This is a genomic window from Acinetobacter courvalinii, from assembly GCF_014635545.1.
Classification (GTDB): domain Bacteria; phylum Pseudomonadota; class Gammaproteobacteria; order Pseudomonadales; family Moraxellaceae; genus Acinetobacter; species Acinetobacter courvalinii.
The window spans coordinates 338363-364481 of the sequence record NZ_BMDA01000003.1 but is presented as its reverse complement, the minus strand read 5'-3'; the positions used below and the strand labels follow the sequence as shown (position 1 = coordinate 364481).

The window sequence follows — 26119 nt, the reverse complement described above, 5'->3', positions numbered from 1 at the left end:
AACCAACCAAAATGAAACTACAATTATTTATAAATAATGCTGTAGCTTACTGATGACGTTACTGCACCAGCAGTTGTCGCACCTGTTGCGAAATAACGGGCAAAGTAATTGAAGTCATTGCTATTTGTACCAGCAGAAACACCTACACTGCTTGACTGAGCTGGTGCTGGCGCATTTACATCAATAACAGTCTGGTTATTCGTCAACAACTGGATATCTACCAGTGTTGCCCCGCTTGTAGCTGTATTAATTAAACGACCTGCTGCATTGACTTTAGCAACTTCTGATTCGAAGTAAGGCGTTGCATTTAAGCTGCTTGCTGTACAACCAGCACCCGATAAGTTGATTTTAAATGCAGTGGTACCCGCCGTTGCATTTGCAGCGCCCAAAGCAGCGGTATTCACAGTTGGTAAAGTTACAGATGCAGATGCATTGCCACTTCCAGCAACGTTAGCACTACAAGTTCCAGCAACAAGCTGACCAGTAAAAGTGATCACGCCAGTTGCAGCAAAAGTCGTAGATGTTGCGCATACAGCCAGGAGAGCAAGCCCTAAACTTAATTTTTTCATTTGAGAGTATCCATAAAAATTTGATTGATTTTTCATTACTTAGCTTCACCCCAAATTGTTTAAAATCTTTGTAAAAAAGCTATGCAATTCAGAAACAATAATATACACAAAAACAACATTTTCAATAAAAATTTGCAAACCAAGTCACACTTTCACATGTTAATACACAATAATACGAGTTTTGTATTTTTCATGATTTAAAACATAAACTTAAAAATACCAGAGATTAAAATGACTCTTTTTTATACTTTTCCTTTTTGGTCAGAAGGTGAATATTTTTGTCACTTTGGTACAAGTTATTGAAATTTAAACAACTCATCTAAATTTTGAAAATGTATAAAAAATAGACAGTCGTTTAATGTTTTAGGTGTATATTCCGGCTGCAATGCTAAATTTTAATTTTTATTGAGGATCAGTTTTTATGGTCAAACCCACTTATATTTATAGAACCCACCCCGATTTTCAGGCAATAAAAAACCCCAATGTCGCCATTGGGGTTTTTTAAAGATTAAAATCTAACGTATTACGCTAAACCTTTCTCTTTTAAAACTTGCAACATCGTTGAACCAAGCTCAGCTGGGCTACGCGTGTAAGCCATTCCCGCGCGTTCAAATGCAGCGAATTTCTCTTCAGCAGTACCTTGACCACCAGAAATGATCGCACCAGCGTGACCCATACGTTTACCTTTAGGCGCAGTTACACCAGCGATGTAACCGACTACAGGCTTAGTCACGTTAGATTTGATGAATTCAGCAGCTTCTTCTTCCGCTGTACCACCGATCTCACCGATCATGATGATTGCATCAGTATCTGGATCGTCTTGGAACAATTGAAGCGCTTCGATCTGGTTCATACCTGGGATTGGGTCACCACCAATACCGATACAAGTAGACTGACCTAAACCAAGCTTAGTTGTTTGAGCAACAGCTTCATAAGTCAATGTACCTGAACGTGAGATGATACCAATACGACCTGGTTGGTGAATGTGACCAGGCATAATACCGATCTTACATTCGCCTGGAGTGATCACGCCTGGGCAGTTAGGACCAACTAAACGCGTACCGTTACCGTTAGTTTCTAAGTAGCGTTTTGCTTTAAGCATGTCGATTGTTGGAACACCTTCAGTGATCACAACGATCAGGCCAACACCTGAATCAACCGCTTCAACGATTGAGTCTAAAACGAATGGAGCTGGTACATAGATTACAGATGCATCTGCATTTGTTTCACGTACCGCTTCTTTCATTGTGTTGAATACTGGTAGGTCAAGGTGAGTTGTACCACCCTTACCTGGAGTAACACCACCAACAACTTTTGTACCGTAGTCTAAAGCTTGTGCAGAGTGGAAAGTACCGTTTTTACCAGTAAAACCTTGTACCAATACTTTAGTGTCTTTATTAATTAATACGCTCATGATTGATACTCCTTACGCTTTAACTGCAGCTACAACTTTTTCTGCGGCATCAGATAAACCGTTCGCAGAAATTAATTTCAAACCAGATTCATCAAGTAATTTAGCACCTAACTCAGCGTTGTTACCTTCTAAACGAACAACAACTGGAACAGTTACGTTTACTTCTTGAACCGCTGCAATAATTGCTTCAGCAATCATGTCACAACGTACGATACCACCGAAGATGTTGATTAAAACACCTTGTACAGACGTATCAGCAAGGATGATTTTGAACGCTTCGATTACGCGCTCTTTGGTTGCACCGCCACCAACGTCAAGGAAGTTTGCAGGCTGACCACCATAAAGTTTAATGATGTCCATTGTTGCCATTGCAAGACCAGCACCATTCACCATACAACCGATGTTACCTTCTAAAGCAACATAGTTAAGATCAAATTCAGATGCTTTTAATTCACGCTCGTTTTCTTGAGTTTTGTCACGTAAAGCAGCAACTTTAGGTAAACGGTAAAGCGCGTTAGAGTCGATACCAACTTTCGCATCTACACATAAAATATCGCCATTTTCACGAACTGAAAGTGGGTTAATTTCAAATAATGCAAAGTCATTTTCTACAAATGCTTGGTAAGCAGCGCCCATAATTTTTACAAATTGGCTCACTTGCTTGTCTTTCAAACCTAAAGCAAACGCAACTTCACGTGCTTGGAATGGTTGTAAGCCAACTAAAGGATCAACTTCAACTTTGATAATTTTTTCAGGCGTTTCTTCCGCAACTTTCTCGATTTCTACACCACCTTCGGTAGAAGCCATGAAAGTAATACGACGGCTAGAACGGTCTACAACCGCGCCCAAGTAAAGCTCACGCTCAACTGGGTAAACGTCTTCAGCAACGATAATGCTGTTTACTGGTTGACCATTTGCATCAGTTTGATACGTTACAAGACGAGTACCAATGATGTTGTTAGCAAATTCGATAACATCTTCTTTAGATTTTGCAACTTTAACGCCGCCAGCCTTACCACGACCACCAGCATGAACTTGCGCTTTCATTACCGCGAATTTACCACCAAGCTGTTCAAATGCAGCAACTGCTTCGTCTGCATTTGTTGCCAAGATACCTTCTTGTACTGGCATGCCATATTCTTTCAATAATGCTTTAGCTTGATACTCATGTAAGTTCATTTAGTTACCTACTATGTTGTTTGTGTGATACAGCCAGATCTTCTTAAAATCAGGCTGCTACATATTGAATAAATGATTGCCTGAAGCAGACAATCATCATCATTCAAAAAAGTGTGGCGAACCACACTTTATGTTTTATTTACGCTTGCGTTGAATCGCGTGGATTGCACGACCGTCAACAGAAAGCGCTGCTTCATGTACAACTTCAGAGAAAGTCGGGTGACCGAAAGTCATTAATTGCAAGTCTTCAACCGAAGAAACGAATTCAAGCGCGATCATACCTTGGTGTACGATGTCAGATGCATTAGGACCCACAACGTGCATACCTAAAAGACGATCTGTTTTCGCATCAGCAACGAATTTCACAAAACCAGCAGTATCACCAGCAGCCAATGCACGACCATTCACCGCAAACGGGAATTGACCAGCTTTAACTTCATGACCTTTTTCAGCGGCTTGTTCTTCAGTTAAACCGACCCAAGCTGCTTCTGGATGCGTGTAGATCACGCTGATGATGGTGTCGTAGTTCACTTGAGCAGCATGACCGTGGATACGTTCAACTGCCATTACGCCTTCTTCCATTGCTTTATGTGCAAGCATTGGACCGCGTACCAAGTCACCAATCGCATAAACGCCTTCAACAGATGTTTGGCATTGATCATTGACATCAACCAAACCACGTTCAGTGAGTTTAATGCCAGAATCTTCTGCCAATAAACCTTCTGCATATGCTTTACGGCCTACACAAACGATTAACTTGTCAAAAACTTGTTCTTTGTCTTCGCCAGCCTGGTTATATTTAACCGTTACTTCGCGACCATTGGTTTCAGCACCAGAAACTTTTGCACCGATACGGATATCTAAACCTTGTTTTTTCAAGATTTTTTGATATTCCTTCGCCAATGCTTTGTCTGCCATTGGTAAGAAAGCATCTAATGCTTCAAACACAACAACTTCTGAACCAAGACGACGCCATACTGAACCAAGCTCAAGACCGATCACACCTGCACCGATCACACCAAGACGCTTAGGAACTTCTGGGAATTTTAATGCGCCAGTAGAGTCAACAATCAAGTCTTCATCAACAGGAGCGACTGGAATATTGACAGGTACAGAACCCGTTGCAAGGATCACGTACTTCGGTTCTAAAACCTGTACATCACCTTCAAACGGTGTGAATTCTACTTTTTTACCTGCAAGTAATTTACCCGTACCTTGTAACCACTCGATACCATTACCTTTCAGTAATTGAGCAACACCACCGGTCAATTGATCTACAACTTTGTCTTTACGTGCCAACAAAGTGTCTAAATCAAATTTAACTTCACCCGTGGTAATACCGTGTTCAGCAAGTTCGTGAACAGTGGCTTCATAACGGTGAGAAGAGTCAAGCAATGCTTTAGAAGGGATACAACCCACGTTTAAACAGGTACCACCTAAAGATGGTTTACCGTTGTGAATACGTTTTTCGATACAAGCAACTTTGAAACCAAGTTGAGCTGCACGAATTGCCGCTTCATAACCACCAGGTCCACCGCCAATAACAACAAGATCAAACTGTTGAGACATCTTTATCTCCAATGAATCGCCCCTATCTTCTTTTATCAGAGAAGAAATTTCACAAACCCAGAAACTAATCAGACTTGTGAAAGTCCCTCTTGTAATTCAAGAGGGACTTCGGGGGATTTTTAAATAAAAAATTATAGGTCAAGAATGAGTTTAGCTGGCTCTTCTAACAATTCTTTGATTGTTACCAAGAAACCTACCGCTTCTTTACCATCGATTAAACGGTGGTCATAAGAAAGCGCTAAATACATCATTGGCAAGATTTCAACTTGACCATTCACCGCCATAGGACGCTCTTGGATTTTATGCATACCCAAGATTGCAGTTTGTGGCTGGTTTAAAATAGGTGTTGAAAGCAATGAACCGAAAGTACCACCGTTGGTGATTGTGAACGTACCACCAGTCATGTCTTCGATGCCTAACTTACCGTCACGTGCTTTAAATGCATAGTCACGGATACCGTTTTCAACTTCTGCATAGTTCATACGGTCAGTATCACGAAGTACAGGAACAACCAGACCACGGTCAGAAGAAACGGCTACACCGATGTCATAGAAACCGTGATAAACGATATCGTCGCCATCAATAGATGCGTTTACAGCTGGGTAGCGTTTTAATGCTTCAGTTGCCGCTTTAACGAAGAAAGACATAAAGCCTAAACGAGCACCATGACGTTTTTCGAAAGCATCTTTATATTGCTTACGCATTTCCATGATTGGCTTCATGTTCACTTCGTTGAACGTAGTTAACATTGCAGTTTGTTGTGTAGCCGCCAATAAACGCTCAGCAACACGCTTACGTAAACGTGTCATTGGAACACGTTTCTCGATACGCTCGCCTACAGCAACGCTTAATGGTTGAACTGCTGCAGCTGGCTTATGGTTCGCAACATCTTCTTTAGTGATGCGACCACCACGGCCTGTACCTTGAACGTCAGCAGCATTGATACCAGTTTCAGACAATGCTTTACGCACTGCAGGTGCCTGGTTTTGATCAACCGGTTGAGTTGATGCAGCAGCCGCAGGTGCAGATGCAGCAGGCGCCGCTTCTGCTGGTGCAGCAGCTTCAGGAGCAGCCGCAGAAACAGCACCAGCTTCGAATTGAGCAATCACTTCGTCAGAAAGAACGGTATCGCCTTCATCTTTGATGATTGCAACAAGGCTACCATCAGCTGGAGCAACCACTTCTAAAACAACTTTATCGGTTTCAATGTCACAGATCACTTCATCACGTGATACAGGTTCACCTACTTTCTTGTGCCAAGTTGCGATCGTACCGTCAGCAACTGACTCTGGAAATACCGGTGCTTTAATTTCGGTTGCCATTATTTAGAATCTCCTGATTGTTCAACTTCAATAGCAAGTGCGTCATTGATGAGCTGAGCTTGTTGTTTTGCATGCAAGTATGGCGAGCCACAAGCAGGTGCGGCAGATGCTTCACGACCAGCATAGCTAATACGGATTTGTTTACCAGATTTAAGAACGTCTTCATACAAGCGAGGAACGATGAATAACCAAGCGCCTTGGTTCTTCGGCTCTTCTTGTGCCCAAACAAGTTCTTGAATGTTTGGATACTCAGCCATAACTTCAGCCAAGCGTTGTTCTGGGTATGGATACAATTGTTCGATACGAACGATCGCAACATGGTTAAGACCAAGTTCACGACGTTTTTCAAGCAAGTCGTAATAAACCTTACCACCACAAAGCACTAAGCGAGTTACGTCTGCTTTATTGATTTGATCAATTTCATCGATCACGGTTTGGAATGAACCGTTTGCCAATTCATCAAGTGTTGAAGTCGCAAGTTTATGACGTAGTAATGATTTTGGTGACATTACAATCATTGGCTTACGAATCGGACGAACTGCCTGACGACGTAACGCATGGAAAATTTGCGCAGGAGTCGTTGGGGTCATCACTTGCATGTTGTCTTCAGCACAAAGCTGCAAGAAACGCTCTAAACGTGCAGATGAATGCTCTGGACCTTGACCTTCATAACCGTGTGGCAACAACATGGTAAGACCACAAACACGCTCCCACTTGGTTTCACCCGAAGCGATAAACTGGTCAATTACAACTTGCGCACAGTTTGCGAAGTCACCGAACTGCGCTTCCCAAACGATCAAGCTTTTCGGCAAAGTGGTTGAGTAACCGTATTCAAATGCCAGTACAGCTTCTTCAGACAATAAAGAGTCATAAACCGCAGTACGTGGCTGATTCTCTTTGATATGGCAAAGCGGAATATAAACTGAACCATCTACCTGGTTGTGCAATTTCGCATGACGGTGCGAGAATGTACCACGACCTACGTCTTCACCGGTGATACGTACCAGGAAGCCATCATCAAGCAAAGTTGCATAAGCTAAGGTTTCAGCAGCACCCCAGTTCAGTGGCATTTCACCTGTTTGCATTTTCGCACGGTCATCGATGACTTTTTGAACTTGACGCTGTAATACAAAACCTTCCGGCAATGTATTCATCTTCTGACCAAGCTCTTTCAAACGGTCGATGCTGAATGTTGTATCCCAGATGTCTGTATATTCATGGCCCAAGTATGGCGTCCAATCTACAAACATTTTTTTGTTCGGCTCACGAACCAATGCATTGGCAACGTGATTACCCGCTTCCAGGTCAGAACGGTAGCCTTCAACCATGGCATCAGCACTTGCACGGTCAAGAATTTTTTCCTGAACCAGCTGATCAGCATACAAAGTACGAGTCGTTGCTTTCTTGCTGATGACTTGATACATCAATGGTTGTGTTGCAGATGGCTCATCCGCCTCGTTGTGACCGCGACGGCGGTAGCAGAACAAGTCCAGAATGACATCTTTACGGAATTCATGACGGAAGTCATGTGCAATTTGAGTGGCAAAAATAACCGCTTCAGGATCATCACCGTTTACATGGAAAATCGGTGACTGAATCATTTTTGCAACGTCAGTACAGTATTCGGTAGAACGTGTATCACGTGGATCAGAAGTCGTGAAGCCCACTTGGTTATTGATCACGATATGGACTGTACCGCCCACTGTGTAACCACGGGTTTGTGACATCTGGAAAGTTTCCTGATTCACACCTTGACCTGCAAACGCAGCATCACCATGAACGATAACAGGAAGAACGTCATCACCGCCAATGTCTTTACGACGTACTTGACGCGCACGAACAGAACCTTCAACCACTGGACCAACGATTTCCAAGTGCGATGGGTTAAACGCCAATGCCAAGTGAACTTCGCCGCCTGGTGTCATGACGTTTGAAGAGAAGCCTTGGTGATACTTCACATCACCTGAACCTTTTTTATGCAGGCTCTTGCCTTCGAACTCACCGAAAAGATCAGCCGGGTTTTTACCCATGATGTTGACAAGCAGGTTGAGACGACCACGGTGTGGCATACCAATCACAACTTCTTTACAACCGACGCTACCTGCACGTTGAATGATTTCGTTCATCATTGGAATAAAAGACTCACCGCCTTCCACACCAAAACGTTTTGCACCAACGAATTTATTACCGAGATACTTTTCCAGGCCTTCAGCAGCAGTTAAACGCTCTAGGAAACCTTTTTTCTGATCATTGGTATAGTTGAATTTGCCGCGAACACTTTCCAGACGCTGTTGAATCCAACGCTTTTCTTTAGTGTCAACGATATGCATATATTCTGCACCAATTGAACCGCAGTACGTTGCTTCCATGGCTTCAACCATTTCAGACAAGGTTGCTTCTGCTTTTCCAATGGCGAGGTTGCCTGTATTAAATACAGTATCAAGATCAGATTTGGTTAAACCGTGAGCAGATAAATCGAGGTCAGGAACGTCTTCGCGTTTCGCAAGACCTAATGGATCGAGTTTAGCTTTTTGATGACCACGGTTACGGTAAGCAGCGATGAGTTGTAATACACCAATTTGACGACGCTCATGTTCTGTACTTACAGTGCTTTGAACAACAGGTTGAACTCGGCTTGCATTACGGCCCAGAAGGAGGAATTGCTCGCGCACACTGCCGTGTGGTTGATCACCTTTAGGGTATTTATCGAAATATTCACGCCAATCCTCTGACACTGAGGTTGGAGAAGTTAGGTACTGTTCGTATAGCTCTTCAATATACGCTGCACTATCAGCGGAAAGTTCAGTGTCAAGACGCAATGCGTCAGCAACTTCTTGCATTTTTGGACCCATTTCCTATTGCAAAAAATAATACAGGCTGCCTTTTAAGCACACCCATGATTCATAGTGCCAAATTGGTAACACGACACTACTACCCAAGGTAATCCAACCCTGAGACATTATTACTACACATCAGGAGTAATCCCTGTGATGTAACAAATGAGCCATGCACCTTCAATTCAAGGCACATAACTCATTCTTCATACTCGATGAAATCGAGCAATTTTTTGCAAATCATTTTAGAAAAATTAACTAAATTTTTAACTTTTCTAAATTGACTTTTTCACTAAAACCTGTACAAATCTTGAAGGCTTTCTTAATCGATAAGCCCAAGAAACTGCTTATTTTTTGATTCCAGTTGTGGCAGAAATCCTAACATGTTCTCAAGCTTGGATTGATTTTTTTGACACATACCACCTATAAAGCAGCGAAATACACATATCAAATTATATTCTAATATACCGCCCTTTTGATAAAAGTTGCACTCCAATCGATCAAAAATAAACATTCTCTACAAATATTGCACAAAGCGCATCCAGTTTGATTAAAAATAAATCAACCTAGTCACCATATCGATTTTGATGATTTTAATTAGCAACAAAATCCATAAATATTTGAGGCTAAATTTCTCAAATTCAAGTCAGGTTTTACTCAGGCAGTTACTTTTCAACCAGTCGTTAAGCTTTCGCAAAATAAAAAAAGAAGCCCCTTGCGGGGCCCCTTTCTGGCTTAGAAAAAACGAATTAACCCGCTTGATCTAATAACATGTTACGAATGTGACCAATTGCCTTTGTCGGGTTCAAACCTTTAGGACATACAGATACACAGTTCATGATCCCTTTACAACGGAACAAAGAGAACGGATCGTCTAAACGAGCCAAACGCTCTTGTGTTGCTGTATCACGAGAGTCAATGATAAAGCGATACGCATTTAACAATGCAGATGGTCCAAGGAACTTATCAGGGTTCCACCAGAATGATGGGCATGAAGTTGAACAACATGCACAAAGAATACATTCATATAGGCCATCTAAGTGTTCACGCTCTTCTTGAGACTGTAAACGTTCTTTCGCCGGAGCTGGCTGGTTATTGATCAAGAACGGCTGAATCTTGTCATATTGGTCATAGAACTGGTTCATGTCTACAACCAAGTCTTTTACCACAGGTAAACCTGGTAAAGGACGGATTACAATCTTCTCTGGCAAGTCGTTCAAGTTCCACAAGCACGCCAAACCGTTTTTACCATTGATGTTCACACCATCCGAACCACAAATACCTTCACGGCAAGAGCGGCGGAATGTTAATGATTCATCCTGCACTTTCAACGCAAGTAACGCGTCAAGCAACATACGGTGCTTGTCGGTTAACTCAAGTTTGAAGGTTTGCATGTACGGCGCTTTATCCTTATCAGGATCATAGCGGTAGATTTCGAATGTACGAGTGCCTCTACTCATCTTGGTTCTCCCGATTAGAATGTACGTGGTTTAGGTTCGATTGCTTCAACCGTTAACGGGCTGAAACGCACTGGCTTATATTCAAGACGGTTGTCTGATGAATACCATAAAGTATGCTTCATCCACTCATCATCACGGCGACCGTAAGAGTAAGTTGGGTGATCCGGTGCTAACTCATAGTCAACCACGGTATGCGCACCACGACATTCTTTACGTGCAGCAGCAGAAATCAGGGTCGCCTTCGCAACTTCATACAAGTTTTCAACTTCTAACGCTTCAACACGTGCAGTGTTAAATACGCGAGACTTGTCTTTTAAATGAATGTTACGTACGCGTGGTTCAATCGCAAGGATTTCTTTCACGCCTTTGTCAAGCAATGCTTGGGTACGGAATACGCCTGCGTGATCTTGTACGATGTCACGGATTGCATCAGCAACTTCTTGTGCATTTTCACCAGTCGTTGATTCATCCAGTTTACGTACACGCTCTAAGGTATTAACCAGTACATCTGTTGGAAGCGGTGCATAGTCATCGCCATGATGTTTGGTCACGTAATCAATGATGTGTTCGCCCGCTGCTTTACCAAATACCACAAGGTCAAGCAATGAGTTGGTACCTAAACGGTTTGCACCATGTACCGATACGCAAGAACATTCACCAATCGCGTAGAAACCTTTTACCGGCTTCACATAGTCACGCGTACCTTTATAAGAATACTCTTTAGTATCCTTATCGTAGTGCGCAGAGAATTCACCCTCTTCCACACCATGCGGTACAACCACCTGACCATGAATGTTGGTTGGAATACCACCCATTTGATAATGGATTGTTGGTACTACCGGAATCGGCTCTTTCGTACAGTCAACGTTTGCGAACTTCTTACCGATCTCATAAACAGATGGCAGACGTTTCATGATTGTTTCAGCACCTAAATGCGTCATATCTAGCAAGATATAATCGGCTTTAGGACCACAACCACGACCTTCTTTAATTTCCTGGTCCATAGAACGTGATACGAAGTCACGTGGCGCCAAGTCTTTTAAAGTCGGTGCATAGCGTTCCATGAACGGTTCGCCGTCTTTGTTACGAAGAATCGCACCTTCACCACGGCAACCTTCGGTTAACAATACGCCTGCGCCCGCAACACCCGTTGGGTGGAATTGCCAGAATTCCATATCTTGTAATGGAATACCTGCACGAGCAGCCATACCAAGACCGTCACCAGTATTGATATATGCGTTTGTAGATGCGCGATAAACACGACCCGCACCACCGGTAGCAAATAAGGTTGCTTTAGCCTGGAATACCGCGATGTTACCGGTTTCCTGGTCAATGGCAGTCACACCAAGCACATCACCCGCTTCGTTACGGATCAAGTCTAATGCAATCCACTCAACGTAGAACTGGGTGCCCATTTTCACGTTGCTTTGGTACAAGGTATGCAATAACGCATGACCTGTACGGTCGGCAGCAGCACACGCACGTGGAACCGCTTTTTCACCGTAGTTAGCAGAGTGACCACCGAATGGACGCTGATAGATCGTACCATCTTGGTTACGGTCAAACGGCATACCTAGGTGTTCAAGCTCGTAAACAACTTTTGGCGCTTCACGGGTCATGAACTCGATTGCGTCCTGATCGCCTAACCAGTCAGAACCTTTAACCGTGTCATAGAAGTGATAGTGCCAGTTATCTTCTTGCATGTTACCTAACGACGCACCAATACCACCCTGGGCAGCAACCGTATGCGAACGTGTCGGGAATACTTTGGTCAATACCGCAACTTTTAAACCCGCTTGAGCAAGTTGGTAAGCAGCGCGCATACCAGAACCACCACCACCGACGATAACGGCATCGAAAGTGAGGTTTTGAATATTTGAATAATCTTCTTTAGGGTTAATAGCGCCCATGATCTCTTCCTATCAATTTGCCCAGAAAATCTGGATACCCCAGATTGCGTACACGATCACTGAAATAATGACAGCAGAAGTAAGTACAAGGCGTAAACCTGAAGCTGAAGGACCCATTTGACGAGTCGTTACATAATCAGTAAAGACTTGCCACATACCAATCCAAGCGTGTGCAACCAGCGATAATACTGCTAATAAAGAAAAGATCTTCATTGGCAAAGTCAGCATAAAGCCAGCCCATTGTTCATAACCAAATCCGCTATGGCAAAGGATCCAGCCTAATAAAACAATAGTGTATGCAGCCAACACTACAGCACTGATACGCTGGATATACCAATCGCGTGAACCTGAACCTGTTAAACCTGTAGCACTTTTCATTAGAACATAATCCATACAAAGGCTGCGACGATACCGATCACAGATAAGATCAATGAAACTGTAGCCGCGATACGACCGCTTTGTAATTCTTCAGCGAAACCGAGGTCAGCAAGTAAATGCTTGATCCCTGCGATTAGGTGGAAAATTAATCCAGCTACAAATACCCATACGACAAAACGTACAAGGATATTTCCGAAAACGACATTTTTAACGTAGTCAAATCCTTCTGGTGAAGATAAAGATTTATCCAAAATCCATAAAAGAACAGCGACTAATAAGAAAACGATTACACCTGATAGACGGTGTAGAATTGATGCAATAGCCACGGGTGAGCGTAAATTTACCGCTAACACCTGACCCATGGACAAATTGACAGGTCTGTTGCTTTTCACAGCGGGCATCCTGTAGGTAGAAACTCCATCCGGAGTTTGTTTGAATTAATTCAAAGGAAAGCTGGCATTGTTAGGCAAGCACAGCACATGCCTAACCTATAAACGACATCGAATTATAAAACGTGAAATATCAAAATACAAACAATCAGCTTTCGCTTTAGTCGAAAAAAACTTTAAATAAGAATCATTCACATGCATAATAATGACCAAAAAAACAACATGCTCAGACAAAAAATACTATCTATTTGTTTTGTAATGATAAAATTAAGATACTATTTTTTATGGATAGTTTCTAATTTAATAAATTCTTTTCTTATATTTTCTCAAAATAATTCGTTTTTAAGTTTTTATTTGTCCAAATAATCACAGTTTATGCATACTTCAAAATAATAGTGCTCATTTATATATTAAATATAATCAATTAATAATCTATTTTTATAAGTCAGTCGCAGAAATCAATCAGTCATTTTTTATACAATCAATTGCACCAAAATGAATCAATTATTAGTTTAAAAGTCACGTTTTAAATTGTTTTTTTAATGACCAGTACAGGCTAAGCATAGGGAAACACAGGCTTTTGAAAAGCGATAAGTATTTATTTTATAAGCAGCAAAATCTTGCCTCTCTAAAAATTTACTTACAATTGGACTGATGCTTCATTTTTTTTCTGCACCTAAATCTTGATTTGACATATTATACTCGACCGGTGCTGTGATTTTACTCAGTTTTTTCTTCGATACTGAATGACTAATTGACTGTAGCAACGTCATTTTTTATCCCTAAGTATAATTGACAAAATTTTAGTAGCCACTAATCTTATAGCAAATTTTGACACCGTCTGATTCGCACATGACAAGATTAGTATTTCGAGTCAGATAATCATTCACCAGGACAGGAGATCTATTGAATGTCTGCAGCAACTGGCAAAAAAGCCGTATTACAGCTTGATGGCAAAGAAATTGAATTACCAATTTACAGCGGCACATTGGGCCCAGATGTAATTGACGTTAAAGATGTATTAGCATCAGGTCACTTTACTTTCGATCCTGGTTTTATGGCGACAGCGGCTTGCGAATCTAAGATCACATTCATTGATGGTGACAAAGGTGTGTTATTACACCGTGGCTATCCGATTGATCAATTAGCGACTCAAGCAGACTACTTGGAAACTTGTTATTTATTATTAAATGGCGAACTTCCAAATGCTGAACAAAAGACAGAATTTGACGCTAAAGTACGTAACCACACCATGGTTCACGATCAAGTCAGCCGTTTCTTCAATGGTTTCCGTCGTGATGCTCATCCGATGGCGATAATGGTTGGTGTTGTTGGTGCCTTATCTGCGTTCTATCACAATGGTTTAGACATCGAAGATGTAAATCACCGTGAAATTACTGCGATTCGTTTAATCGCAAAAATCCCTACCCTTGCAGCATGGAGCTACAAGTACACTGTAGGTCAACCATTCATTTACCCACGTAATGATCTTGGTTATGCAGAAAACTTCTTACACATGATGTTTGCAACGCCTGCTGACCGTGATTACAAGGTAAATCCTGTTCTGTCACGTGCAATGGATCGTATCTTCACGCTTCACGCTGACCACGAACAAAATGCATCTACTTCTACAGTTCGTCTTGCCGGTTCTACTGGTGCGAATCCGTATGCATGTATCTCTGCTGGTATCTCTGCACTTTGGGGACCTGCTCACGGTGGTGCAAACGAAGCTGTACTTAAGATGCTTGATGAAATTGGTAGCGTAGAAAACGTTGCTGAATTCATGGAAAAAGTGAAGCGTAAAGAAGTTAAACTCATGGGCTTCGGTCACCGTGTTTACAAAAACTTCGACCCACGCGCTAAAGTCATGAAACAGACTTGTGACGAAGTTCTTGAAGCTTTAGGCATCAACGATCCACAATTGCAACTTGCTATGGAACTTGAGCGTATTGCGCTTAGCGATCCGTACTTCGTAGAACGTAAGCTTTACCCGAACGTAGATTTCTACTCAGGTATCATCTTAAAAGCGATTGGTATCCCAACAGAAATGTTTACTGTAATCTTCGCGCTTGCACGTACAGTAGGCTGGATCAGCCACTGGTTAGAAATGCACAGCGGTCCGTACAAAATCGGTCGTCCACGTCAGCTTTACACAGGCTCGACGCAGCGTGACATCAAACGTTAATTCATATTAGCGTTGATAAAAAAGGATGCTTATGCATCCTTTTTTTGTTTTATCCGTTATGCTTGAGAGAAATAACACCTACATACCTTTATATACGTCCCACTAAAACATTGAAGCAATGAACAAAAAGTCCGCTGTTTTATACGAAACAACAATCACAGCATACGAAATGAAGATTCCGTCATTTGTGCTGTTTTTGGCACTGATCATTCTGAGCTGGTTATTTTTGGTTTACTGCTTCTACGATTTTAGCCTTTATTATTTTTATCAAATTCTCCCCTTCTTTGCCCAACTGCTTAATATTGCGTTGATGTTGGGTCTATTGCTACCCGTTCTTTATCTTTATAACCAGCTTTATCAAAAATATTTAAAACAAACGATTACGCTTAAACTCTATCGGCAAGGTCTTGGTCTAGAAAAATCAGCGCAGACTTATTTTTATCCTTGGCAAGATTTAATTCATATTCAACTACAACAACATCATGCCCAGATCCATAGCTTAAACCTGCTGACCCAAACAGTACCTTATCGGCAATATTTTTATTTCAATTCATGGATGTGGCCTGCCACTTTAACCCAACAACACAGTGAGTTTTTACAGTTTTGGAAAAAACTGGAAGCTCTGGCTAAGCAGCAACAATTACAACGTACCAGCAATGCAAGTATCAACAAGAAAACCCATGTTGACATCATTAGCATAATTGCAGATCAACAGGCGCTAGCCTCTTTTCAAAGAAAACAAAGATGGCTTACAGTTGGATTAATCCTTGTTATTTTAGCCAGTTTTAGCCTTTTTATGGGCTGCCTCCTCTGGCATGAATTTAACGATGGCAGCGTTGATTTGCCTCATCAACAAACCCAGTCAATCTCCGGCACAAATTTCGAAACATTCCAGAATCAGGTTTATATTTTTAAACAAGGCCAAGGTACTTTTTTAGTTCCCCAAGCAAAGGCCGATCAATTTACAGGCTTAGCTCTGAGCAATCTTCCTAATCGCGCAGATGAGCTGTATAGCAATGTCGGTAAAACACCACAACATGTTTACTGGCAAGACCACATCTTGTCTCAATTAAATCCTGCACAAACAAACTATTTAGGCAATGATTTCACCAAAGATGGTCAACAGGTTTACTTTCAGGATAAGCCCCTAGCCAATGCAAATGCAGCTGGTTTTACTGCGATATTACATCCACAATTTAATGCACTCGGCTATTTCTATGCCAAAGATGATCAACAGGTCTACTACAAAACAAAAGCATTAACAGATTTAAATCCTCAACAGAGCCAAGCATTTCCAAATAACAGCCAATATATTCACGATCAACAGGTAGTTTATTATCAAGATAAAAAGCTGGACAAGTTAAATGCGCAACAGACGCAGATTTTTAGTGGCAGCAACCGTTTTAGTCAGAACTTACACCTAGCAACAGACGGTCGATCTTTTTATTTAAATGAACATCCATTACCACATAGTGCTGAGCACAAGTTTTGGGGAACAACGCCCGTTGATTTATCACACCTGCAACTCATTGGTAGCCAAAGCAGTGAGCCCTATCCAGGAAATTTCAGTTATATTTTTGCAGATCAGCAAAACATTTATATCTATGATGAGTTTTATCAACGCTTAAAAGTGCTCTATCATTTTCCTCAACCCATACAACTACAAGCTCTGGAGGATCGACGCTTTAGTGATGGAAAAAACATGTACAGCATCACTGAAAAGATCTACCGATCTAAAGGGCGTTCTTCTGGAACGACGACACATGGTTTTAAAATCAGCTTGATTCGTGCACAAGATCAACAGATCATGGCACAATATTTTTCCCGTAACCCTAGCGCTTTAAAACTATCCAACCTATTTCATAACAGGGAGATCAACTAATCTCAAAATATGAACAAGATGAGCTAGATGTCTATCAACAAACCTCATGATCAATAAGATTTTCTATAACAAGTGCTTGCTTAAATCTCGTCTTCTTCCAGCTCTAAAGCACGCATTAAAGTATTACTGATACCATCGGCACGTAACCATGCCAACTCATAACTCGCTTTTGCCAAGGCCAGTACCCGACGTTCAAACTCATCCCAGATCGGTTTTACCTGTGCATCAGCAATCCCAAGCCCACTCTCATGGGCCAAATGTTTATTCTTCTCACACAGCTTTAAAGCATGATACAGCTTACGACCTGTAGTGGCGCTGTCTAAGACCCGAATCCGCTTATTTTGAATAAAGCCTTCAACATGCTGTAAGTTTGCATGCGGTAATAAAGGCACAAGGATCTGATCGAGCTGTGCATCTAAACGCTTCCACACCATCAAACGCTGCTCGGCCGTATAGGTATTCCACTGAATTACCTCGTGATTAAAGCGACGACAACCACGACAGACAAGATCACCAAATACCGTTGAACAGCGCCCTGCACATGGGGTCAATGATGGAATTCGACGATCGTTACTCAAAACCAACTCCTATAAAACCATATTTATTTTATGGTTTTCTCGCTTATTTTCAGATTTCACGCTAAGATATGCGCCTTATTTTCCTATCTTAATACATTTGGAGTTATCCATGAACGCTACTGTAGAACAGCTTGCACCTGTAGAACAGCAAGCGACCAATAATTGGGTTGTTGCGGCACTATATCAATTTAAAGAAGTTTCAGATGCAGCAGGTCTGCAACAACGTCTTTTGGACTTGGTGAATCGTATCAATTTATGTGGAACTCTGATTGTCGCTTCTGAAGGAATTAACGGTACGGTTGCAGGTGACCGCGCTGCCATTGATACAATCCATCAATTCCTTTTGGATGAAGGTTTTAACGCAATGGAATATAAAGAGTCTGAAAGCTCTGAAAAACCATTCCGTAAAATGAAAATTAAACTCAAAAAAGAAATTGTAACTTTAGGTGTTGAAGTAAAGCCACGTGACTTGGTGGGCCACTACCTTGATCCTAAAGAATGGAACGAGCTGATTAGCCGTGATGACGTGATCCTGATTGATACCCGTAATGATTACGAATATAAGGCAGGTACATTCAAGGGTGCGATTGACCCGAAAACAGAAACATTCCGTGAATTCCCGGAATACGTCAAGCAAAACCTTGAACAGCACAAAGACAAGAAAATTGCGATGTTCTGTACCGGTGGTATCCGTTGTGAAAAATCAACCTCTCTCTTGCTTCAAGAAGGTTTCAATGAGGTCTACCATCTGAAAGGCGGTATTCTTAAATACCTCGAAGAAACCCCTGCTGAAGAAAGTATGTGGGAAGGTGAATGCTTTGTATTCGACGGCCGTACTGCGGTGACCCACGGCGTTGAAGAAGGCGAAAACATCAAGTGTCACGCTTGTGGCTGGCCACTGACCAAAGTTGAAGCTGAACTACCAAGTTATGAACATGGCGTGTCTTGTGTTTACTGTATTGATAAAACCTCAGACAAGCAAAAAGCAGGCTTCCGTATGCGCCAGTCACAAATTGCGGCTGCTAAACGCAAGCGTCTGTAAACGACAAAAAAGATTTCTCCAGGCCATAGTTAAACTATGGCTTTTTTATGGGCTTGATAAAATGATGTAACGTTTCACTGCTTGAGCAATCGCCCCGGCACAACTATGCTAAAAACAACAAGCAAATGAATTATATAAAGGCGTTATGGGACTGGAACAATGGGTGCTTTCCATCATGGAAAAACTGGGATATTTAGGTATCGCATTTTTAATGTTTCTGGACAATGTTTTTCCACCTATTCCTTCAGAAATTATTATGCCTTCAGCGGGTTATACTGCCTCAAAAGGTGAACTGACGCTCATCGGTGTCATCATGGCAGGCAGTGCAGGTTCCATACTCGCAGCGATGCTGCTGTACTGGATTGGACGCAAAGTTCCTCAACCTCGTCTGGTCAGGCTCATAGAACGATATGGCAAGTACTTGCGTATTCAGGTTGCCGATTTAGATAAGGCACTGGAGTGGTTCAATAAGCATGGTCACCGCATTGTATTCTTTGGCCGCATGATTCCGGCAGTGCGGTCTTTAATCAGTATTCCTGCGGGCATGAGCCGAATGCCGTTTAGTAAATTCATGCTCTACAGTACAGCTGGGACCGTGATCTGGACCAGTTTTCTGGCTTATTTGGGTTTTCACTTCAGTCAGAATCAGGCATTGATGAGTCTGATTATGCAAAGGATCAGCACTATCATTTTGCTGATTGTGATGGTGTATATTGCATGGTGGGCAGTTAAAAAATTTTATCTCAACAAAAAACCTAGAGCTTAATTCAAACGCCACCAGATTAATCTGATGAATGTAAAGCCAAGGGATTAAAGGCTGCCAACCATAACTGGCTGTTGCGCATTTCATCTCTCAGCCAATCTCTCAACAATAACTTTCGGACATCCTCTTCAAAAGGTTGTGCTGATAACAGATAGTAAGATGAACCATCAGCATAGCCAGATGTCATCGGTTCTAGCAGATGATATTTAATTTCCCGTTCTACCATATAAGCCGAAACCACAGTTGCACCCAATCCTGCCAAACAGGCTTCAATACACAAATAAAAATGCTCAAGAGGAGCGGGTTTAAAATGCTTTAATTGTGTTTGATGTTGCTTAAATTGCTGCCATAACTGCGGCCTCGACTTGGAAATAAAGATCTGGTTTTCCGCAAACTGTGTATGCTTTGCTTTTACAGATAACATCTGCTCTTCTGCAATCTTTTCACTATAAATTGCATTCCCCCAATCAAAATCATCTCGCCTCAAGGCCAGATCAATGTGTTGTGTTCTAAAATCCACCTCTCCTCCTGCCGTGAGCAGACTCACTTCAAAGTCGGGATAAAGCTGTTTAAATTGTGCCAAACGTGGAATCAGCCATTTCATGGCAATCGTCGGTTCACAGGACAACACTAAATTCTTTTTTATTTCAGTTTGCTTAAGCTGCACTAAGCACTGGTCTATCTGTTGAAATACATGCTGACAGCATTCAAACAGCACCTCGCCCTGCTGGGTTAAGCGTAATTTTCGTGCTTCACGAATAAATAAGGTAAAACCAAGCATCTCTTCCAGGCTTTTAAGCTGCTTACTGACTGCACCTTGTGTCACACATAAATGTTCTGCGGCGCTCGTCATACTTTGATAACGAACGACATAGTAAAAAAATTTAAGTGAATTCAAAGACAAGCGCTCAATCATTCCAAAAACTCATGCATAAACCAGAATAAATTTCGTTTTTAAATATAGCAAGAATATGAAAAATATAGAAATTGTTAAAACAATGCACACAGGAATAGATGAGTGAATGAAATAATTGTGGTTGGCTTGGTCACCTTACTTGCTGTTATGAGTCCAGGTGCAGATTTTGCTCTGGTCAGCCGAAATAGTTATCTCTATGGCCGCCCCTTAGGACTCAGCACAGCTTATGGTATCGCCTGTGGTGTCTGGGTACATGTTGCATACAGTGTGATTGGATTAAATTTTTTACAGCATCACATTCCCGGTTTAATTCAAGTGATCCAATATATTGGAGCGACCTATCTGATTTATATTGGCTATAAAATATTTACCCAAGCAGCAGTGATATTCAAAGAAAGCCATATTGATCTTACTCGCTGGCAAGCATTTAAGCATGGCTTTTTCACCAACAGCCTGAATCCTAAAACCACATTATTTGTCATGAGTATTTATTCTCAACTCATGAGCAGTGAAAATAGCAATGCCAAACTTCTTGGCTATGGTCTTTTTATGTCTGCAAGTCACTTATTATGGTTTTGCCTAATCGCGCTTTTCTGTGCCACACCCAGTATTAGAAATAAAATTCTGTCTCAACAGATTATTATTAATCGTCTGATTGGCATTGTACTCAGTGGATTAGGATGCAGCTTATTTATCGTGACTTTTTAATTAAACACATCATGATTATGGCGGCATAAAATATTGTTATGTGATTTTAATAATAACAGCCAGCATTAAAAAAACGTCCACTCGGGACGTTTTCATACTTCTTTTGCCAGAGCAGCTTTTTTAAACTGCTCTGGATGCACCATTACGCTGGCGTATGATACATCAGGTAAAGTTCATTTAAGTTTTCAGGAATTTCTTCTGCCAACTCATCCATCAACTGGCCATTACGGCGGAAAGATTCCATTTGTGGATCTTCTTCATCGATCCCGCTAAAGACCATGATCGGTAAAGTTAAATCGATCAACTGTTCTTCAAACTCAGGTGCAAACCATGCATCTTCATTCAGGAACATTGCATCGACAAAACCAACACTCCAATCGCCCAAGCTTGACTCGACATCCGCTTCTTCGATTTCAAATGGAAACTCGATTCCATTTTCATTGGCTAAATCCTGACGAATCGACTCCAACCAAAGCTTCACCTGCTCAAGCACTTCTGCAGGAAGTTTCTTGTGGTTACCTTCGAAAAGTTCATCTAACCAACGATCAAATTGTGGACCAACGGCAATTGCACACAAAAAGCCATGAGTCGCTGCAAAATCTAGACCGTATTCGTTTTGATCACCGTCAAGATAATTACTCAATAAGTCTAAATCTAACGTGCTCATTCTTTGTTTAATCCAATTTTAAAAATACATCGGCAACAGCATAACATTTTCGGGCGTGAAGTCTTAGCAATTTCGCTTAGTCTTCGTCGTCAAGGTCATCATCGTCGAAATCATAGTCAAAATCTTTTAATTCTCGTTCTAAACGACGTTGAGCTAAAAGGTCATCAATTAAACGGCGCTTTTCTAATGATTCTTTAGCGCTGATTTTTCCTGATGACTCATCAAAACCAACATCATCTTCACCGTAGTTATCATCATCTAGTTCAAAATCTGTAGAAGACACTAAGTACCTCTAATGAAAAAATGTTAATGGGTCTAGCCGCTATTTATCGGTCTTGGCCCACCTTGTCAAGTTTTATTTGTTTTTTTTACTATAAAACCGTGTTTTGTACTTTTTTTCGGCAGTTTTTTTGTGTATTTATAATCCAAGGACATCAACAATCAAAAAAGTTCTTTAAACAGGAATTACGCTTGAAAAATTATGACTTAACCCCATATTCAATGAACAAACGTGCAATCCATTCTATTTTTTATTTAGAGCAAACGGATCAAATCCAAAACATTCACCGTGAATTGTGCTATCATGCACGGTTTTTCACCGCCACAGATTCAACAAAAGAGTAAGCAAAGATGAGCGATATGAATTCCCCTACTTCGCAAGTAGCGGCTCTGATTAGCCGAGGCAAAGAGCAAGGTTATTTAACTTACGCTGAGGTTAACGATCATCTACCAGACTCAATTACGGAAAGTGAGCAGATTGAAGACATCATCCAGATGCTTCAAGACGTTGGTATTCCAGTGCATGAACGTGCGCCAGAAACTGATGACACCATGTTTGGTGAATCCACCGAAGCTGCTGACGAAGTTGCCGAAGAAGAAGCTGCTGCCGTATTAGCATCGGTTGAAAGTGAGCCTGGTCGTACCACTGACCCTGTACGTATGTATATGCGTGAAATGGGTACCGTTGAACTTCTTACACGTGAAGGCGAAATTAGCATTGCAAAACGCATCGAAGAAGGTATTCGTGACGTTTTACACTCGATTGCTTACTGGCCAAATGCTGTTGAAGTTGTTTTACAAGAATATAATGATTTTTTAACTGGCGAACGCCGTCTTGCCGATATTCTTTCTGGTTATTTAGACCCAGAAACTGATGAAGATATTCCAGAAGTTCTGGAAGAAGCTGAGATTGAAGAAGAAGATGAAGAAAAAGATTCTTCATCTAAAGCCAAAGACGTCAAACTTGATGATGATGACGAAGAAGAAGAATCTGAAGGTGATGATGACTCTGAAGGTGATTCAGGTCCAGACCCAGAGGTTGCTAAAGTTCGTTTCTCGGAATTAGAAGCGGCTTGGAATGAAACAAAAACTGTTGTGGCAAAACATGGCCGTAACAGTGAAGAAGCGAAAGCAGCACTCGAAGCACTTGCTGCTGTGTTCATGATGTTCAAATTTACCCCGCGCCTATTCGAAATCATTTCAGAAATGATTCGTGGTACCCATGAACAGATCCGTTCAAATGAACGTGAAATCATGCGTTATGCAGTGCGTCGTGGCCGTATGGACCGTAACCAGTTCCGTACCACCTTCCCTGAGCAAGAATCAAATCCTGCTTGGTTAGACGAACAAATTGCCAAAGCGCCTGCTGAAACCAAAGCCCATCTGGAAAAAGTACGTCCAGACGTATTGGCATTCCAGCAAAAGATTGCCGATATCGAGAACGACCTTGGCCTAAACGTTAAAGACATCAAAGAGATTTCAAAACGTATGGCGGTTGGCGAAGCCAAAGCACGCCGTGCCAAAAAAGAGATGGTAGAAGCAAATTTACGTCTGGTGATTTCGATTGCGAAGAAATACACCAACCGTGGCTTACAGTTCCTTGACTTGATCCAGGAAGGTAACATCGGTTTGATGAAAGCCGTAGACAAGTTTGAATACCGTCGTGGTTATAAATTCTCGACCTATGCAACCTGGTGGATTCGTCAGGCGATTACCCGTTCGATTGCGGATCAGGCCCGTACCATTCGTATTCCAGTACACATGATTGAGACAATCAACAAGATCAACCGTGTGTCACGTCAGCTTCTTCAGGAAATGGGTCGTGAACCAACGCCTGAAGAGTTAGGTGAACGTCTGGAAATGGACGAAGTCAAGGTTCGTAAAGTTCTTAAAATCGCGAAAGAACCGATTTCGATGGAAACACCGATCGGTGATGATGAAGATTCGCATCTTGGTGACTTCATTGAGGACTCGAACATCACTTCTCCAGTGGATGCTGCGACCTCGGAAGGCTTAAAAGAAGCGACCCGTGAAGTGCTTGAAAACCTAACTGAACGTGAAGCTAAAGTATTGAAAATGCGTTTTGGTATCGATATGCCAACCGATCATACTTTGGAAGAAGTTGGTAAACAGTTTGACGTAACACGTGAACGTATTCGTCAGATTGAAGCGAAAGCGTTACGTAAGCTTCGCCATCCTTCTCGCTCAGAACACTTACGTTCATTCCTGGAAAACGACTAATCTTTTGGGACCTCTTGAGTGAGGGTTAAGGCCCTTCCTCAGGACTTGAAGTTCAACACTTCATCCCCATCTATGTATTAGATCAAAAGCGCCTGCACTGATGCAGGCGTTTCAAATTAAGAGGTTGCTCATGTTAGACCGCACTCCTTCTCGTGAATTACAAGAACATCTTTGGGTCTTCCCAATGGACTATCCAATCAAACTGATTGGTAATGCAGGGGATGAACTTCGAGTCGCTGTTGTTGATATTTTGCAGAAGCACTTCCCTGAATTTGATGGCAACTCAGTAAAAGTTCAGCCTTCACGTACAGGTAAATACCACTCTTTAACGGCTCAGCTACGCTTTGAAGAGCTGGAACAAGTTCATGCACTCTATGCTGACCTTGCAGCCTGTCCTCTAATCAAGACAGCGCTTTAATACAGAAATCCAAAATGCGACAGTGTTTTGGATTTTTTTACGTTAAAAATAACAGCCTATCTATGCTTAAACGGCTATTTATCTGCTCAAAATCATTCCATAATTAAGCCACTCCCCGATTAAAAGCTGCAAAGGAAATTCTGCTGTAATGAGTGCTGTAAAACCGACCTTAATCATTCGTTGTTTCAATGATCTGCAAGATTACACGACACGTTTTGAAGCCATGAAAGACTTCACAACCCAGCGTGATGAAAACACCCCTGACGAAGTCTGGTTATTACAACATCAGGATGTCTTGACCCAAGGACAAGCAGGTAAGGCAGAACATATTCTGATGCACAGTAATCTTCCGGTCGTTCACACCGATCGTGGCGGCCAAGTCACCTGGCATGGCAAAGGTCAACTGGTGGCCTATATCCTTCTGGATTTAAATCGCTTGAAGTGGCATGTCCGAACGTTGGTCAGCTTTGCCGAGCAGGTCATGATCGATCTGCTCAAACAATACAATATTGACGCTTATGCCAAACCTGATGCACCCGGGGTATACGTCGATGGACGTAAGATCGGTTCACTGGGCTTTAAGATCCGTCGCGGTCGTAGTTATCATGGACTTGCGCTGAATATCGATTGCGACCTCACTGGCTTTCAAACCATTAACCCATGCGGCTATGCAGGTTTAGAAATGGTGCGCTTGCAAGACTTACTGCAAGATTACCCAAGCTTTGAGCAGCTTTGCGATACATTCATTAGCTACCTAAAAAATACGGATTTCTTTAATGACCTTGTAGTCATATCTGAATAATTTACTTTTCAATCCAATTAAAATAAATTAGAGTAAATACTCTAAATTAGCAGTGCATAATTTTAACAAGGGACGAGCAAGTGATTTCAACCAAAGCAGTGAAGCCCACTTTGCAATTTGCCTATGTCAAACTCATGATGGACGTTGTGGGTCGTGGCCTCGTAATGGCAAGCCAAGTGGATCGTGAAGTTCAAGAGGAAGTGTCCAAGTTTCCTGTTGGTTTTATCCTTTCAATGAATGTTTTTCCAAATGGACCTGCGTTTGTGGCACGTGTGACCGAAGAAAAACAGTTAGAGCTGTTGTCAAACTATAAAGGCAAGCCTGATTTGACCATTACTTTCAAGCATCTGACCCATGCCTTTCTGGTGTTTTCTTTTCAGGAAAGTACGGCACAGGCCTTTGCCAATGACCGTATGATTGCTGATGGTGATGTCTCCAGTGCCATCCGTCTGGTGCGCTGTCTGAATAAAATGGAAGCCTTGATCCTACCAAAACTGATCGCTTCACTGGCAGTCAAACGCTACCCTGCTGAATTGACACTAAAACAAAAATTCACAGGTGCAAAAAATATCTATCTTAAAGTCGCAAAATCATATCTGAACCGGAGCGCATAA

The 26119-nt window shown here is 41.8% G+C and carries 23 protein-coding genes; 9 read left to right on the top strand and 14 right to left on the bottom strand.

Annotation, left to right across the window (positions count from 1 at the left end; all coding sequences use genetic code 11):
• Window positions 1-23: 23 nt before the first annotated feature.
• From IEV39_RS13890 to sdhC, 10 genes are all read right to left on the bottom strand, one after another.
• Window positions 24-569 (bottom strand): fimbrial protein, encoded by a 546-nt coding sequence (locus IEV39_RS13890; RefSeq protein WP_005288485.1) that lies wholly within the window; start codon window positions 567-569, stop codon window positions 24-26.
• 523 nt (window positions 570-1092) lie between these two features.
• On the bottom strand, window positions 1093-1983 hold the full coding sequence (gene sucD / locus IEV39_RS13885) for a succinate--CoA ligase subunit alpha (RefSeq protein ID WP_003655479.1): 891 nt from the start codon (window positions 1981-1983) through the stop codon (window positions 1093-1095).
• A gap of 12 nt (window positions 1984-1995) precedes the next feature.
• Window positions 1996-3162, bottom strand: a complete 1167-nt coding sequence (gene sucC, locus IEV39_RS13880; protein WP_005227098.1) for an ADP-forming succinate--CoA ligase subunit beta — start codon at window positions 3160-3162, stop codon at window positions 1996-1998.
• 135 nt (window positions 3163-3297) lie between these two features.
• Window positions 3298-4731: a dihydrolipoyl dehydrogenase gene (lpdA, locus tag IEV39_RS13875; protein ID WP_004652192.1), complete on the bottom strand. Its 1434-nt coding sequence runs from the start codon at window positions 4729-4731 to the stop codon at window positions 3298-3300.
• Window positions 4732-4862: 131 nt separating this feature from the next.
• Complete coding sequence (odhB, locus tag IEV39_RS13870; protein ID WP_005288496.1) at window positions 4863-6053, bottom strand: 2-oxoglutarate dehydrogenase complex dihydrolipoyllysine-residue succinyltransferase; 1191 nt, start codon at window positions 6051-6053, stop codon at window positions 4863-4865.
• Entirely contained in the window at window positions 6053-8893 is a 2841-nt protein-coding gene (locus tag IEV39_RS13865) for a 2-oxoglutarate dehydrogenase E1 component (RefSeq protein ID WP_005227094.1), read from the bottom strand. The genes odhB and IEV39_RS13865 overlap by 1 nt, the downstream gene beginning before the upstream one ends.
• A 743-nt stretch (window positions 8894-9636) precedes the next feature.
• Window positions 9637-10347: a succinate dehydrogenase iron-sulfur subunit gene (locus IEV39_RS13860; protein ID WP_005227092.1), complete on the bottom strand. Its 711-nt coding sequence runs from the start codon at window positions 10345-10347 to the stop codon at window positions 9637-9639.
• Window positions 10348-10361: 14 nt separating this feature from the next.
• Window positions 10362-12257, bottom strand: a complete 1896-nt coding sequence (sdhA, locus tag IEV39_RS13855) for a succinate dehydrogenase flavoprotein subunit (protein ID WP_005227091.1) — start codon at window positions 12255-12257, stop codon at window positions 10362-10364.
• Between the two features lie 12 nt (window positions 12258-12269).
• Window positions 12270-12635: a succinate dehydrogenase, hydrophobic membrane anchor protein gene (gene sdhD / locus IEV39_RS13850; RefSeq protein ID WP_005227090.1), complete on the bottom strand. Its 366-nt coding sequence runs from the start codon at window positions 12633-12635 to the stop codon at window positions 12270-12272.
• Window positions 12635-13036, bottom strand: coding sequence for a succinate dehydrogenase, cytochrome b556 subunit (gene sdhC, locus IEV39_RS13845; protein ID WP_050441709.1), 402 nt, complete (start codon window positions 13034-13036; stop codon window positions 12635-12637). Before sdhC ends, sdhD begins: the two co-directional genes overlap by 1 nt.
• Before the next feature lie 898 nt (window positions 13037-13934).
• Here sdhC and gltA point away from each other — a divergent pair.
• Entirely contained in the window at window positions 13935-15209 is a 1275-nt protein-coding gene (gltA, locus tag IEV39_RS13840) for a citrate synthase (RefSeq protein ID WP_005227086.1), read from the top strand.
• Between the two features lie 118 nt (window positions 15210-15327).
• The gene (locus tag IEV39_RS13835) at window positions 15328-17091 is read left to right on the top strand and encodes a DKNYY domain-containing protein (protein WP_032883195.1); all 1764 of its coding nucleotides are present in this window, start codon (window positions 15328-15330) and stop codon (window positions 17089-17091) included.
• A gap of 80 nt (window positions 17092-17171) precedes the next feature.
• Here the strand turns inward: IEV39_RS13835 and IEV39_RS13830 are convergent, their stop codons facing one another.
• Window positions 17172-17669: a DUF1289 domain-containing protein gene (locus IEV39_RS13830; protein ID WP_005288504.1), complete on the bottom strand. Its 498-nt coding sequence runs from the start codon at window positions 17667-17669 to the stop codon at window positions 17172-17174.
• A gap of 109 nt (window positions 17670-17778) precedes the next feature.
• On the opposite strand from IEV39_RS13830, the gene trhO reads away from it, so the two are divergent.
• The gene (trhO, locus tag IEV39_RS13825; RefSeq protein WP_005288517.1) at window positions 17779-18711 is read left to right on the top strand and encodes an oxygen-dependent tRNA uridine(34) hydroxylase TrhO; all 933 of its coding nucleotides are present in this window, start codon (window positions 17779-17781) and stop codon (window positions 18709-18711) included.
• Between the two features lie 145 nt (window positions 18712-18856).
• Entirely contained in the window at window positions 18857-19477 is a 621-nt protein-coding gene (locus IEV39_RS13820) for a DedA family protein (protein ID WP_005288519.1), read from the top strand.
• 16 nt (window positions 19478-19493) lie between these two features.
• On the opposite strand, the gene IEV39_RS13815 is transcribed toward IEV39_RS13820, so the two are convergent.
• Complete coding sequence (locus tag IEV39_RS13815) at window positions 19494-20390, bottom strand: LysR family transcriptional regulator (RefSeq protein ID WP_005288521.1); 897 nt, start codon at window positions 20388-20390, stop codon at window positions 19494-19496.
• Window positions 20391-20492: 102 nt separating this feature from the next.
• Between IEV39_RS13815 and IEV39_RS13810 the strand changes: the two genes are divergently transcribed.
• Window positions 20493-21098, top strand: coding sequence for a LysE family translocator (locus tag IEV39_RS13810; RefSeq protein WP_005288527.1), 606 nt, complete (start codon window positions 20493-20495; stop codon window positions 21096-21098).
• A 142-nt stretch (window positions 21099-21240) separates the two neighbouring features.
• Here the strand turns inward: IEV39_RS13810 and IEV39_RS13805 are convergent, their stop codons facing one another.
• Complete coding sequence (locus IEV39_RS13805) at window positions 21241-21765, bottom strand: YecA/YgfB family protein (protein ID WP_005227080.1); 525 nt, start codon at window positions 21763-21765, stop codon at window positions 21241-21243.
• Window positions 21766-21841: 76 nt separating this feature from the next.
• On the bottom strand, window positions 21842-22048 hold the full coding sequence (locus tag IEV39_RS13800) for a PA3496 family putative envelope integrity protein (protein WP_004775189.1): 207 nt from the start codon (window positions 22046-22048) through the stop codon (window positions 21842-21844).
• A gap of 347 nt (window positions 22049-22395) precedes the next feature.
• On the opposite strand from IEV39_RS13800, the gene rpoD reads away from it, so the two are divergent.
• From rpoD to IEV39_RS13780, 4 genes are all read left to right on the top strand, one after another.
• On the top strand, window positions 22396-24285 hold the full coding sequence (gene rpoD / locus IEV39_RS13795; protein ID WP_005227079.1) for an RNA polymerase sigma factor RpoD: 1890 nt from the start codon (window positions 22396-22398) through the stop codon (window positions 24283-24285).
• A 130-nt stretch (window positions 24286-24415) separates the two neighbouring features.
• Entirely contained in the window at window positions 24416-24703 is a 288-nt protein-coding gene (locus IEV39_RS13790) for a YbeD family protein (RefSeq protein WP_004775193.1), read from the top strand.
• A 148-nt stretch (window positions 24704-24851) separates the two neighbouring features.
• On the top strand, window positions 24852-25505 hold the full coding sequence (lipB, locus tag IEV39_RS13785) for a lipoyl(octanoyl) transferase LipB (protein WP_005288532.1): 654 nt from the start codon (window positions 24852-24854) through the stop codon (window positions 25503-25505).
• Window positions 25506-25585: 80 nt separating this feature from the next.
• A complete protein-coding gene (locus IEV39_RS13780; protein ID WP_005288536.1) occupies window positions 25586-26119 on the top strand; it encodes a hypothetical protein in 534 nt (177 codons plus the stop codon).

Excerpts from the sequence above, each read along its gene's own strand:
- IEV39_RS13890 (WP_005288485.1), bottom strand. The coding sequence starts at position 569 with ATGAAAAAATTAAGTTTAGGGCTTGCTCTCCTGGCTGTATGCGCAACA.
- sucD (WP_003655479.1), bottom strand. The coding sequence starts at position 1,983 with ATGAGCGTATTAATTAATAAAGACACTAAAGTATTGGTACAAGGTTTT.
- sucC (WP_005227098.1), bottom strand. The coding sequence starts at position 3,162 with ATGAACTTACATGAGTATCAAGCTAAAGCATTATTGAAAGAATATGGC.
- lpdA (WP_004652192.1), bottom strand. The coding sequence starts at position 4,731 with ATGTCTCAACAGTTTGATCTTGTTGTTATTGGCGGTGGACCTGGTGGT.
- odhB (WP_005288496.1), bottom strand. The coding sequence starts at position 6,053 with ATGGCAACCGAAATTAAAGCACCGGTATTTCCAGAGTCAGTTGCTGAC.
- IEV39_RS13865 (WP_005227094.1), bottom strand. The coding sequence starts at position 8,893 with ATGCAAGAAGTTGCTGACGCATTGCGTCTTGACACTGAACTTTCCGCT.
- IEV39_RS13860 (WP_005227092.1), bottom strand. The coding sequence starts at position 10,347 with ATGAGTAGAGGCACTCGTACATTCGAAATCTACCGCTATGATCCTGAT.
- sdhA (WP_005227091.1), bottom strand. The coding sequence starts at position 12,257 with ATGGGCGCTATTAACCCTAAAGAAGATTATTCAAATATTCAAAACCTC.
- sdhD (WP_005227090.1), bottom strand. The coding sequence starts at position 12,635 with ATGAAAAGTGCTACAGGTTTAACAGGTTCAGGTTCACGCGATTGGTAT.
- sdhC (WP_050441709.1), bottom strand. The coding sequence starts at position 13,036 with ATGCCCGCTGTGAAAAGCAACAGACCTGTCAATTTGTCCATGGGTCAG.
- gltA (WP_005227086.1), top strand. The coding sequence starts at position 13,935 with ATGTCTGCAGCAACTGGCAAAAAAGCCGTATTACAGCTTGATGGCAAA.
- IEV39_RS13835 (WP_032883195.1), top strand. The coding sequence starts at position 15,328 with ATGAACAAAAAGTCCGCTGTTTTATACGAAACAACAATCACAGCATAC.
- trhO (WP_005288517.1), top strand. The coding sequence starts at position 17,779 with ATGAACGCTACTGTAGAACAGCTTGCACCTGTAGAACAGCAAGCGACC.
- IEV39_RS13820 (WP_005288519.1), top strand. The coding sequence starts at position 18,857 with ATGGGACTGGAACAATGGGTGCTTTCCATCATGGAAAAACTGGGATAT.
- IEV39_RS13815 (WP_005288521.1), bottom strand. The coding sequence starts at position 20,390 with ATGATTGAGCGCTTGTCTTTGAATTCACTTAAATTTTTTTACTATGTC.
- IEV39_RS13805 (WP_005227080.1), bottom strand. The coding sequence starts at position 21,765 with ATGAGCACGTTAGATTTAGACTTATTGAGTAATTATCTTGACGGTGAT.
- rpoD (WP_005227079.1), top strand. The coding sequence starts at position 22,396 with ATGAGCGATATGAATTCCCCTACTTCGCAAGTAGCGGCTCTGATTAGC.
- IEV39_RS13790 (WP_004775193.1), top strand. The coding sequence starts at position 24,416 with ATGTTAGACCGCACTCCTTCTCGTGAATTACAAGAACATCTTTGGGTC.
- lipB (WP_005288532.1), top strand. The coding sequence starts at position 24,852 with ATGAGTGCTGTAAAACCGACCTTAATCATTCGTTGTTTCAATGATCTG.